The sequence below is a fragment of the Pseudomonas sp. IT-P258 genome (assembly GCF_949767825.1).
Lineage (GTDB): Bacteria > Pseudomonadota > Gammaproteobacteria > Pseudomonadales > Pseudomonadaceae > Aquipseudomonas > Aquipseudomonas monachiensis.
The window spans coordinates 44,733-56,464 of sequence record NZ_CATKPU010000021.1 but is presented as its reverse complement, the minus strand read 5'-3'; the positions used below and the strand labels follow the sequence as shown (position 1 = coordinate 56,464).

General features: G+C 59.0%; 10 protein-coding genes. 3 read left to right on the top strand and 7 right to left on the bottom strand.

Annotation, left to right across the window (positions count from 1 at the left end):
• Nucleotides 1-15: 15 nt before the first annotated feature.
• The 3 genes from rpoD to rpsU all read right to left on the bottom strand — a co-directional run bounded on the left by rpoD (nucleotide 16) and on the right by rpsU (nucleotide 4,595).
• Nucleotides 16-1,863 carry an RNA polymerase sigma factor RpoD gene (gene rpoD / locus ACM6G4_RS07530; RefSeq protein ID WP_414913391.1) on the bottom strand — a complete coding sequence of 616 codons (1,848 nt, stop codon included), beginning with the start codon at nucleotides 1,861-1,863 and terminating at the stop codon, nucleotides 16-18.
• A 67-nt stretch (nucleotides 1,864-1,930) separates the two neighbouring features.
• Nucleotides 1,931-3,898, bottom strand: coding sequence for a DNA primase (dnaG, locus tag ACM6G4_RS07525; protein WP_223541848.1), 1,968 nt, complete (start codon nucleotides 3,896-3,898; stop codon nucleotides 1,931-1,933).
• A gap of 481 nt (nucleotides 3,899-4,379) precedes the next feature.
• A complete protein-coding gene (rpsU, locus tag ACM6G4_RS07520; RefSeq protein WP_002551877.1) occupies nucleotides 4,380-4,595 on the bottom strand; it encodes a 30S ribosomal protein S21 in 216 nt (71 codons plus the stop codon).
• 199 nt (nucleotides 4,596-4,794) lie between these two features.
• On the opposite strand from rpsU, the gene tsaD reads away from it, so the two are divergent.
• Nucleotides 4,795-5,820 carry a tRNA (adenosine(37)-N6)-threonylcarbamoyltransferase complex transferase subunit TsaD gene (tsaD, locus tag ACM6G4_RS07515; RefSeq protein ID WP_414913390.1) on the top strand — a complete coding sequence of 342 codons (1,026 nt, stop codon included), beginning with the start codon at nucleotides 4,795-4,797 and terminating at the stop codon, nucleotides 5,818-5,820.
• Nucleotides 5,821-5,843: 23 nt separating this feature from the next.
• Here tsaD and plsY read toward each other — a convergent pair whose 3' ends face one another.
• A complete protein-coding gene (gene plsY, locus ACM6G4_RS07510; RefSeq protein WP_056726636.1) occupies nucleotides 5,844-6,413 on the bottom strand; it encodes a glycerol-3-phosphate 1-O-acyltransferase PlsY in 570 nt (189 codons plus the stop codon).
• A gap of 74 nt (nucleotides 6,414-6,487) precedes the next feature.
• Between plsY and folB the strand changes: the two genes are divergently transcribed.
• Nucleotides 6,488-6,844 (top strand): dihydroneopterin aldolase, encoded by a 357-nt coding sequence (folB, locus tag ACM6G4_RS07505; protein ID WP_056726637.1) that lies wholly within the window; start codon nucleotides 6,488-6,490, stop codon nucleotides 6,842-6,844.
• The gene (gene folK, locus ACM6G4_RS07500; protein ID WP_223541849.1) at nucleotides 6,835-7,353 is read left to right on the top strand and encodes a 2-amino-4-hydroxy-6-hydroxymethyldihydropteridine diphosphokinase; all 519 of its coding nucleotides are present in this window, start codon (nucleotides 6,835-6,837) and stop codon (nucleotides 7,351-7,353) included. The genes folB and folK overlap by 10 nt, the downstream gene beginning before the upstream one ends.
• A gap of 86 nt (nucleotides 7,354-7,439) precedes the next feature.
• Here the strand turns inward: folK and ACM6G4_RS07495 are convergent, their stop codons facing one another.
• From ACM6G4_RS07495 to ACM6G4_RS07485, 3 genes are all read right to left on the bottom strand, one after another.
• Nucleotides 7,440-8,663, bottom strand: coding sequence for a multifunctional CCA addition/repair protein (locus ACM6G4_RS07495; protein WP_414913389.1), 1,224 nt, complete (start codon nucleotides 8,661-8,663; stop codon nucleotides 7,440-7,442).
• 63 nt (nucleotides 8,664-8,726) lie between these two features.
• Nucleotides 8,727-10,289: a SpoVR family protein gene (locus ACM6G4_RS07490; RefSeq protein ID WP_056726640.1), complete on the bottom strand. Its 1,563-nt coding sequence runs from the start codon at nucleotides 10,287-10,289 to the stop codon at nucleotides 8,727-8,729.
• On the bottom strand, nucleotides 10,286-11,557 hold the full coding sequence (locus ACM6G4_RS07485; protein WP_056726641.1) for a YeaH/YhbH family protein: 1,272 nt from the start codon (nucleotides 11,555-11,557) through the stop codon (nucleotides 10,286-10,288). The genes ACM6G4_RS07490 and ACM6G4_RS07485 overlap by 4 nt, the downstream gene beginning before the upstream one ends.
• Nucleotides 11,558-11,732: the final 175 nt, after the last annotated feature.

Here is an 11,732-nt window from a genome sequence, read left to right as displayed (position 1 = left end):
CCGGGGGTTTTGTGATCACTCGTCGAGGAAGGAGCGCAGATGCTCGCTTCTCGTCGGGTGGCGCAGCTTGCGCAGCGCCTTGGCTTCGATCTGACGAATCCGCTCACGGGTCACGTCGAACTGCTTACCAACCTCTTCGAGGGTGTGGTCGGTATTCATGTCGATACCGAAGCGCATGCGCAGTACCTTGGCTTCACGGGCAGTGAGGCCGGACAGCACTTCGCGAGTCGCTTCTTTAAGGCTCTCAACGGTTGCAACATCGATTGGCGACTGCATGGTCGAGTCTTCGATGAAGTCACCCAGATGGGAGTCTTCGTCATCACCGATCGGGGTTTCCATGGAGATCGGCTCTTTAGCGATCTTCAATACCTTGCGGATCTTGTCCTCAGGCATTTCCATGCGTTCGCCCAGCTCTTCCGGGGTCGGTTCGCGACCCATTTCCTGCAGCATCTGGCGGGAAATGCGGTTGAGCTTGTTGATCGTCTCGATCATGTGCACCGGAATACGGATGGTGCGGGCCTGGTCGGCGATCGAGCGAGTGATCGCCTGACGGATCCACCAGGTGGCATAAGTCGAGAACTTGTAGCCGCGACGGTATTCGAACTTGTCCACCGCTTTCATCAAGCCGATGTTGCCTTCCTGGATCAGATCGAGGAATTGCAGACCACGGTTGGTGTACTTCTTGGCGATCGAGATCACCAGACGCAAGTTGGCTTCAACCATCTCTTTCTTCGCGCGGCGGGCCTTGGCCTCACCGATCGACATGCGACGGTTGATGTCCTTGATTTCAGCGATGGTCAAGCCGGTTTCGGTTTCCAGCGCGGTCAGCTTCTGCTGGCAACGGATGATGTCCGGCTGCAGACGACCAATGGCTTCAGCGTATTTGCCTTTGCCTTTGGCCAAGGCGTCACTCCAGCTTTCGTCGACTTCGTTGCCCGGGAACTGGCGCAGGAAGTCGGCACGCGGCATGCGTGCATCACGAACGCAGAGCTGCATGATTGCGCGCTCTTGCTGACGCAGGCGATCCAGGGCACTGCGAACACGCTCGACCAGGCCTTCGAATTGCTTCGGAACCAGTTTGATCGGCATGAACAGCTCGGCCAGGGCCAACAGCTCGGCAATCGTTGCCTTGTTGTTGCGGCCGTGCTTTTTCAGCGCCTTGCGGGTGATTTCCATCTGATCGGCCACAGCACCGAAGCGCTGTGCAGCGATGACCGGATCCGGACCGCTTTCGGCTTCTTCCTCGTCATCGGAGGCTTCGGCGTCATCGTCCTCGGCGTCGTCATCCGCTTTAACGGCTTTCGCGTCGATCGGCGGCGGCACTTCTGCCGCAGGCGGCGCGATGCCGTCGTCCGGGTCGATATAACCGCTCAGGACGTCGGACAGGCGGCCACCTTCGGTGGTGACGCGGGTGTACTCGGAGAGAATATGATCAACCGTGCCGGGGAAGTGCGCGATTGCGCTCATCACCTCACGGATGCCCTCTTCAATACGCTTGGCGATTTCGATTTCGCCTTCACGCGTGAGGAGCTCCACCGTACCCATTTCGCGCATGTACATGCGCACCGGGTCGGTAGTGCGACCAATGTCGGTCTCGACCGCAGCCAACGCTGCAGCGGCCTCTTCGGCTGCGGCTTCGTCGGTATCGGCGTCGGCCAGCATAAGGGAATCCTTATCTGGCGCAACCTCGAATACGTTGATCCCCATGTCATTGATCATGCGGATGATGTCTTCCACCTGTTCCGGATCTGAAATATCCTCCGGCAGGTGGTCGTTGACCTCCGCGTAAGTCAGGTAGCCCTGCTCACGACCAAGTGTGATCAACTCTTTGATACGAGACTGCTGTTGCGCTTTTCCGGACATAACACCCTATCCACTGAAGGTCTTGGCGGGCAAAAAACAAGCCGAGGATTATACCTGAGCTATGACCTCACGCGCCAGTTGAGGTCGGGTTTGATGCGGAAACATTGCGACTCAAGAGGTCGCGCAGTTGATTTTTCTCTTCGCTGGTCAATTCGCTTTGACGCGCTTTTCGCAGAAGTTGTTCCAGGTTTCGCTCGCGTTGGCGGGCTGACAAGCTAGTAATGGTGTCGAAAAACTGTTGTTCAAGGTTATCTCCATCAATCAGCCATTCCTTTTCCGCCAGGGCTTTGAGCAAGCGGCCTTGTTCTGTGCCGTGCCAACGCGCAATCAATTGAATTGAGTTTAGCTTGGGATTCTTCTGCACAGCTTCGAGCAGCGCCACCAGCAATTGCGTGTTGGTGTGATCCTCGGCGGCGAAGTGCCCGGCATCCTCGACTTTTTCGGCCAGTTGCGGGTGATGCAGCAACGTGCGCAAGGCGGCGAGGGTCGGCGGTTCTACGGCGGCGGGCACCCGTGGCGCGCGGGGTTGATCACGATCACCGCCCCGTTTGCCATTCTTGTCCCACGGTTTCTTGTCCCATTTCTTGCCTCCTGCACCGGGTTTCTTCGGCGTCCATTCCTGCTGCGGCACATACATTTCCTGTGCTTGCGGCTGATGATAGTCGCTGTAATCGGGCATCGCGTCGTAATCGATGCCCGGGTCGTAGGCGGGCGGTGCTTCTTGCGGGGCGCTTTGTGCCAACTGGCTCACCGCTTCACCGCTCAGGCCGGTGATTTCGCTCAGGCGTTGACGCATCAATATGCGCAGGTTGGCGCCCGGGACTTTGTCGATCAACGGCGCGGCGAGGGTGGCCATGTGAGCCTTGCCCTCAAGCGAGCGCGGGTCGGCTTCCTCCGTCAGTTGCTGGAAGAAGTAATCGGCCAGTGGCTGCGCGTGCTGGTTGATGCGCGCGCGGAAGGCATCGGTGCCTTCGGAGCGGACCAGGGTGTCCGGGTCCTCGCCTTCGGGCAGGAACAGAAAGCGTGCGCGACGACCGTCCTGCAGGCTCGAAAGTGTCGCCTCCAGCGCCCGCCATGCTGCATTGCGGCCGGCCTGGTCGCCGTCGAAGCAGAACAGCACGTTGGGTACGACGCGAAACAACCGCTTGAGGTGTTCCTCGCTGGTGGCTGTGCCCAGGGTTGCGACGGCATTGCGCAGGCCTTGCTGGGCCAGGGCAATGACGTCCATGTAGCCCTCGACGACGATGATCTCGTCGAGGTTGCGGTTGGTCTTGCGCGCTTCGTACAGGCCGTAGAGTTCCTGGCCTTTATGGAAAACCGGGGTTTCCGGGGAGTTCAGGTACTTCGGCTTGTCGTCGCCCAATACCCGGCCGCCGAAGGCGATGACGCGCCCACGACTGTCGCGGATCGGAAACATCACGCGGTCGCGGAAGCGGTCGTAGCGTTTGCCGCTTTCGGCGTTTTCGATCAACAGGCCGGCATCGATCATGGCTTTTTGTTGCAGGGTATCGCTGCTCAAGTGCTTGAACAGGTTGTCCCAGCCGGGCGGAGCAAAGCCCAGGCCGAAGTCCCGGGCGATTTCGCCGGTCAGCCCGCGACCTTTCAGGTATTCCACAGCGGCTTTACGCGATGGGTGGCTTTTCAGGGCCTGGCGATAAAAATCGGCAGCTGCACTCAGTAGCGGATACAGCGGCGAATCGGTCGGCTGTCGCGGTTTGTGCGGTCGGCCGCTTTCTTCGCGGGGGATTTCCATGCCGGCGGCTTTGGCCAGTTCTTCGACGGCCTGGACGAAATCCAGGTTGTCGTGGTCCATGATGAAGCCGAGGGCGTTGCCGCCAGCGCCGCAGCCGAAGCAGTAATAGAACTGCTTGTCGGGGCTGACGCTGAACGACGGAGTCTTTTCCTTGTGGAACGGGCAGCAGGCGGTGTGGTTCTTGCCGGCCTTTTTCAATTGCAGGCGCGAGCTGACCACATCGACGATGTCGGTGCGGTTCAGAAGGTCGTCAATGAAGCTCTGGGGAATTAGCCCGGCCATGGCGTTCTCGTCATCTGCGCTGAAAGGATCCCGTAACGTACGGCGACCGAACGGCGGCCATTGTTTGAGGCGCGCAAAGTGTGCGGCTCGACCAGTGTCGTCTGCGTATTCGTTGTCGGGAAGTGTATCTGCCGAAAATCCACTGACGTTAATGCCAATCAGTATTCGACTGTTTGAATGTGTTGCGCTGAATCCGCTACGGCCAATCATAGGCCCCGGATAGCTCATCATCTGGCACGCAAGCAGGTGCCTTGGGCTGATCGTCGTGAGAGGAATCAGTGGGTGTGCTCGTCAGTAGCCTTGAAAGGCTCGTCAGAAAAGACGTGCACCGCTGGCAAAAGAGCCAGGTCTGACGCGGTGAAGCAGATTTGTCTCGGTCGCGTCTGCGGCGTTGACAGTGAAGCATCAAGCGTTTTACGCAAATGCCATAAGCCCGGCTGAGGGCCGGGCTTGGCAGAAGCTTGCTACGATCGTCTGTGTATTAGTACAGACGAACGGCGCGGCGCTGTTCGCGCTGAACTTTCTTGGCGTGACGCTTAACAGCGGCTGCTGCTTTGCGCTTACGCTCAGAAGTTGGCTTCTCGTAAAATTCGCGGCTACGAACTTCAGCCAGTACACCGGCTTTTTCGCAGGAGCGCTTGAAACGACGCAGAGCTACGTCGAAGGGTTCGTTCTCTTTTACTTTGACGGCTGGCATCCAGAGCTACCTTCATTCATTACCGGGGTCAACATCCTCGCGGCAAAAGAGCACTTGAAGACGTCGGTTTTTAAGGGTTGCGGATGTTAACCCCTCATCGCTCGGAATGCAAAGCCTCTGATCGAAAACCGCTGGTCGGGGCATCACGCGACGACTATTATGCGCGCCTTCGAATTCAGCCTAAACAAGGCGCAAACCCATGCTAGTACTGGGATTAGAAACCTCCTGCGACGAAACCGGTGTCGCATTATATGACAGTGAGCGCGGCCTGCTGGCCGACGCGCTGTTCAGTCAGATCGACCTGCACCGCGCTTATGGTGGCGTGGTGCCGGAGCTGGCTTCGCGCGATCACGTCAAACGCATGCTGCCCTTGATTCGTCAGGTGTTGGCCGAGGCCGGCTGCGTGCCGACCGAGATCGATGCGATCGCCTACACCGCGGGTCCTGGCCTGGTCGGTGCCCTGCTGGTAGGGGCTTCCTGCGCCCAGGCGCTGGCCTTTGCCTGGGGCATCCCGGCCCTCGGGGTGCATCACATGGAAGGCCATTTGCTGGCGCCGATGCTGGAGTCGCAACCGCCGGAATTTCCGTTCGTCGCTTTGTTGGTGTCGGGTGGTCATACGCAACTGGTTCAGGTCGACGGAATCGGTCAGTACACGCTCCTGGGCGAGACCCTGGATGACGCCGCCGGCGAAGCTTTCGACAAGACAGCCAAGATGATGGGCCTCAATTATCCGGGTGGGCCGGAGATCGCTCGCCTTGCAGGGCAGGGCGTTGCAGGACGTTTCGTGTTCCCGCGGCCTATGTGCGACCGCCCGGGCCTGGATTTCAGTTTCAGCGGCTTGAAAACCTTCGCCTTGAATACCTGGCAGCAGTGCGTCAGCGCCGGGGACGACAGCGAGCAAGCCCGTTGCGACATCTCGCTGGCGTTCCAGCAGGCCGTGGTGGAGACTTTGACCATCAAGTGCAAGCGTGCCCTCAAGCAGGCAGGAATGAAGCGTCTGGTGATAGCAGGGGGCGTCAGTGCCAACAAGGCGTTGCGCACTTCCCTGGAAAAAATGCTCGGCGACATGAACGGCGATGTGTTTTATGCACGCCCTGAGTTCTGCACCGATAATGGCGCAATGATTGCGTTCGCCGGTTGCCAGCGCTTGCAGGCCGGTCAGCAGGAAAGCCTGGCTATCAGCGTGCAGGCACGCTGGCCGATGGAGCAGTTGACCGCATTGTGATGAACGGTGCTTATGTCCGGCCGCTAGAAGTGCCGTTCGCGCCCGGCAAACAGGTCGCGTAGATTGCCGCGATGGCGCCAGACGATCAGGCCTGTGAGTACGCTCATGGGCAACAGGGCGGCCGGTTCCTGCCAGGCCAGCAGCGGCAGGGTCAGTGGTGTGGCGATGAGGGCGGCCAGGGAGCTGGTGCGGGTCAGGTAGAACGTCAAGAGCCAGGCGCAGACCGCCAGAAAGGCTGCGGGCGGGTATAGTCCCAGCAACATGCCGGCTGCGGTGGCGACACCCTTGCCGCCACGAAAGCGGAAGTACAACGGAAACAGATGGCCGATCACGGCATAGACGCCGATCCAGGCCTGATCCTGTAGTGAAAGGCCCGCGATACCGGCGATCAGCACGGGCAGCAGACCTTTGCAAAGGTCGCCGAGCAGGGTCAGGATGGCGAGTTTCTTGCCGGCCAGGCGCAACATGTTGGTGGCGCCGGCATTACCCGAGCCACTCATTCGCGGATCGGGGTTACCGGTCAGGCGGCTGAGCAAAATGGCAAAGGACAGAGAGCCGAGCAGGTAGGCGAGGATCGCCAATAACCAAAACATGCTAACTATTCCGGGCGAGGAAGCCCTGATTCTAACGGCGCATTGCGCCCTTGTCGTGTAGCGGAGAGAAGTGCTTGGACAGAGTGTTTATCGAGGGCCTGGAAGTCGACACGGTGATTGGTGCCTACGACTGGGAACGAGGCATCCGACAGTGCTTGCGTCTTGATCTGAGCTTCGCCTGGGATAATCGCCCGGCCGCAGCCGGTGATGACCTGACCCTGGCGCTCGACTACGCCAGTGTTTCCTCGCGTATCCAGGCGTTTGCCGAGCAGGCGCAATTCCAGCTGGTGGAAACCTTTGCCGAGCGGCTGGTTGAAGTACTGATGAGCGAATTCAAGATCACCTGGATGCGCCTGAAGCTGACCAAGCCCGGCGCTGTCCCGGCTGCCATCGGCGGTGTGGGCGTGGAGATCGAGCGCGGATGTCGCTGACACAGGTGTACCTCGGGCTCGGTAGCAATATCGAGCGTGAAGCCCATTTGCGGGCGGGGCTCGATGCTTTGGCGGCGTTTCTTGTCGATATCCGCTGTTCGGCGGTGTTCGAAAGTCAGCCGGTGGGCATCAAGAGTGGGCCATTCTTCAATTTCGTGGTGTCGGCGTATACCGATCTGCCGCTTATTGAACTTGATCGACGATTGAAATTCATCGAGGCGGATAACGGTCGTTACGCACCGGATCGCCGAGGTTTGCCACTGGATATCGACGTGTTGTTGTTCGGTGACCTGGTGGGCAACTTCGACGGCCTGATCTTGCCGCGGGCAGAAATTCTCAAGAATGCGTTCGTTCTGTGGCCGTTGTCGTTGATAGCACCGGATCGCGTGCACCCGGGCGCAGGCAAGAGCTTTGCGACCTTGTGGGCTGAAGCGCAGATTGATCAGGTGTTGGCGCCAGTGGCTTTCGAATGGCGTGGTGGGCAGCTGACACCCTCTGATTTACTGTAAAGCAAAAAGATCGCAGCCTTCGGCAGCTCCTACAAGGATTGATGCGTCCTGTAGGAGCTGCCGAAGGCTGCGATCTTTTATCCTGTTCAGGCTTTTTCTTTGTAGGCCTTCAGCGCCTTGAGTCGCTCACGCTTGATCGCCTCCCCCAGTTCCGGCCCCTTGAAGCCTTTCTCCAGCAGCGGCTGAACCGCCACGCTACGAGCCGCGGTTGCCGCGCCGCGCAAATAATCCGCCTGTGGATAACTTCTTTCTTCCAGCCCTTCGCGCCCACGCGCATCCATCTCACATGCCGCGATGAACTCCTCGAACCGCTGTGGCCGGCGGTAAATGTCGAAGCTTTGCAGCACCTCCAGCAACGTTGATGGCTTCAGCTCAAGGGCGCGATGCCCATGGGTGTGATACTCGCCCACCAGCAGTGCCAGTTCCTGGCAGTCCCTCGGTACCTTGAAGCGTTCATTGATCGCTTTGATCAGCTTCAGGCCTTTGAACTCGTGGGCAATGTGTCGCGGCCATTTTTGCTCGGGCGTCAGGCCCTTGCCCAGGTCGTGCAGCAGGCAGGCCCAGCGCACGGTCAACGGCTGTTTGTGCCGCGCCGCTTGCTGCAACACGCTCAGGGTATGTATGCCTGTATCGATTTCCGGGTGATGGGCGGGTGGTTGCGGTACGCCAAACAGCGCGTCGACCTCGGGCATCAGGACCTGGAGTGCGCCGCATGCGCGCAAAACCTCCACAAACACCTGTGGCTGATCTTCCATCAGGGCGCGGGAAATTTCCTTCCAGCTGCGTTCCGGGGTCAGTGCTTCAAGTTCGCCTGACTCGCTGAGTTGGCGCATCAGTGCCAGGGTTTCCGGGGCAACGGTAAAACCCAGCGTCGCGTAGCGTGCCGCGAAGCGGGCAACACGCAGGACCCGGAGCGGATCTTCGGCAAATGCCGGGGAAACATGGCGAAGCAGGCGCGCTTCGAGATCGCGCTGGCCGTGGTACGGGTCGGTCAGGTTCTGCTGGTCGTCTTCGGCCATGGCATTGATGGTCAGGTCGCGACGGATCAAGTCTTCTTCGAGGGTGACTTCAGGGCTTGCGTGAAAAGTGAACCCGCCGTAACCGCGCCCGCTTTTGCGCTCGGTGCGGGCCAGGGCGTATTCCTCACCGCTTTTTGGGTGAAGAAACACCGGGAAGTCCGCACCCACCGGGCGAAAGCCCTTGGCGAGCATTTCTTCGGTGGTGGCGCCGACCACGACCCAGTCGATATCGGTTACCGGTTTGCCCAGCAGGCGATCGCGTACCGCGCCGCCGACTTTATAAATACGCATAAAAAACCTCCGTTAGCTCGACAGGATAACCGTTGCATCGAGCTTTCGGAGGCGCAAACCGGATCAAAGATGGATGACGGCCAGGTCCAGTCGGCCGTAATCACCTTCGCTGTGCTCGCTTCTGGGCGGCACATGGTGGGTTTTCATGACCTGATCGCCTTGCAGGGTTTCCAGGTGAATATCGAAGCCCCAGAGGCGGTGCAGGTGTTTGAGCACTTCTTCAGTCGAGTCCCCGAGTGGTTTGCGGTCGTGCTGCTGGTGACGCAGGGTCAGGGATCGGTCGCCACGCCGGTCGATGCTGTAGATCTGCACGTTGGGCTCGCGATTACCCAGGTTGTACTGTGCCGCGAGGGTTTCACGGATGATGCGGTAGCCTCCTTCGTCGTGAATGGCGGGCACCAGCAGGTCGTCCTTCTGGTCGTCATCGAGAATGCTGAACAGCTTCAGGTCGCGGATCACCTTGGGCGACAGGTACTGCAGGATGAAGCTCTCGTCCTTGAAGCTGCTCATGGCGAATTTGATGGCTGCCAGCCAGTCGGTACCGGCGATGTCCGGGAACCAGCGGTAATCTTCTTCCGTAGGTTCTTCGCACATGCGACGGATGTCGCGGTACATGGCAAACCCCAGGGCGTAGGGGTTGATGCCACTGTAGTAAGGGCTGTCGAAACCAGGCTGGAACACCACGCTGGTGTGGGACGTCAGGAACTCCATCATGAAGCCGTCGGTGACCAGGCCCTCGTCGTAGAGGTCGTTCATCAGGGTGTAGTGCCAGAACGTGGCCCAGCCCTCGTTCATCACCTGGGTCTGACGCTGTGGATAAAAATACTGGGCGATCTTGCGCACGATGCGCACGATTTCCCGCTGCCATGGCTCCAGCAGTGGTGCGTGTTTTTCGATGAAGTACAGGATATTTTCCTGAGGTTCGGCGGGGAAGCGCGCGTTGTCCTTGTCGCTGTACTTGTCCGCGCCCTTGGGAATGGTGCGCCACAGATCGTTGATCTGTTTCTGTAGATGTTCTTCCCGGTCCTTTTGCCGGCGACGTTCTTCCTCCGCGGAGATCGGATAAGGGCGTTTGTAGCGGTCGACACCATAGTTCATCAGGGCATGGCAGGAGTCGAGCAGGTCCTCGACCGCGTCGATGCCGTGGCGTTCTTCGCACTGCATGATGTACTGCTTGGCAAACACCAGGTAATCGATGATCGAGCTGGCGTCGGTCCAGGTGCGGAACAGGTAATTGCCTTTGAAAAAGCTGTTGTGCCCGTAGCAGGCATGGGCCACCACCAGCGCCTGCATGCAGATTGTGTTTTCTTCCATCAGGTAGGCGATGCATGGATCGGAGTTGATCACGATTTCGTAGGCCAGCCCCATCTGGCCGCGGGTGTAGGACTTTTCGGTGCTGAGGAAGTGCTTGCCGTAGGACCAGTGGTGATAACCCAGCGGCATACCGACCGAGGCGTAGGCGTCCATCATCTGTTCGGCGGTGATCACTTCGATCTGGTTGGGATACGTATCGAGTGCGTAACCGGCCGCAATACGACTGATTTCGCGGTCGTAGGCCTGAATCAGCTCGAACGTCCATTCGGAGCCGGTGGAAATGGGTTGGCGTTTCTGCTCTTTGGCGGTCATGTCACTAACCTGCGCTGGAAGAGTTCACGGAAGACCGGATAGATATCCCCGGCCGAGACCAGTTGTTGCTGGGCAAATGTGTCGGAAAAGGCTTCGGCGATGCGCTCGTACTCGAACCACAGGGCCTGGTGTTCGCGCGGGGTGATCTCAACGTAAGTGTAGTACTGCACGAATGGCATGATCTGGTTGATCAGGATGTCGCGGCAGATAGGGGAGTCGTCGTTCCAGTTGTCACCGTCGGAGGCCTGGGCGGCGTAGATGTTCCACTCGTTGCTCGGATAACGCTCGGCCATGATCTCCTGCATCAGTTTCAAGGCGCTGGAGACGATGGTGCCGCCGGTTTCCCGGGAGTAGAAAAACTCCTCTTCATCCACTTCACGGGCGCTGGTGTGGTGGCGGATGAACACGACGTCAATCTTGTCGTAGTTACGCTTGAGAAACAGGTACAGCAGGATAAAGAAGCGCTTGGCGATATCCTTGGTCGCCTGGGTCATCGAGCCGGACACGTCCATCAGGCAGAACATCACGGCCTTGGAACTGGGGTTGGGTTGCTTGATGAGCAGGTTGTACTTGAGGTCGAACGTGTCGAGGAACGGGATGCGATGAATGCGCGCACTGAGTTTTTCGATTTCTTCTTCGATTTTCTGAATATCGCCGAAGTTGTCCGGTTCTTCCTGCTTGAGTCGCAGAAGTTCTTCCTTGGCTTCGCGCAGCTTTGCCCGGCTGCTGCCGGACAGGGCGATACGCCGGGCGTGAGCCGAACGCAGGGTGCGGATGATGTTGATCCGCGACGGGTTACCCTCGTTGCTGATCCCGGCGCGCACGGTCTTGAAGGTGTCGGTGCCGGTCAGGTTACGCTTGACCAGATTGGGTAGTTCGAGGTCCTCGAACATGAACTCGAGGAACTCTTCCTGGGTGATCTGGAAGACGAATTCGTCCATTCCTTCGCCGGAATTGCCGGCCTTGCCGGGGCCACGGCCACCACCGCCTCCCGGTGGGCGGGCGATATGTTCGCCGCTGGTGAATTCCTTGTTGCCCGGGTGCACGACCGTCTGCTTGCCACCGCGACCGTGATGAAGCACCGGCTCGTCGATGTCGCGGCCGGGAATGCTGATTTGTTCGCCGTGTTCCATATCGGTAATGGAGCGCCGGCTGACCGCCTCTTCGACAGCCTTCTTGATGTGATCACGGTAACGCCGCAGAAACCGCTGGCGGTTCACCGTGCTCTTGTTCTTGCCATTGAGACGTCGGTCGATCACATAGCTCATGACTGCTCCTTAGAAGCTGTCCTGAAAGGGGCGAGCGGTGATACAGCATCGAACCGAGAGCCGAGGGATGTTGAACGCTCCCCCAAGCGCTTTGGATGCTGCCTGAACTCGCTACCGACTTTCGAACACCTTCCAGAGGCCTGTGTAACAGAAAAAGCGCACACAGGTCTCTGGC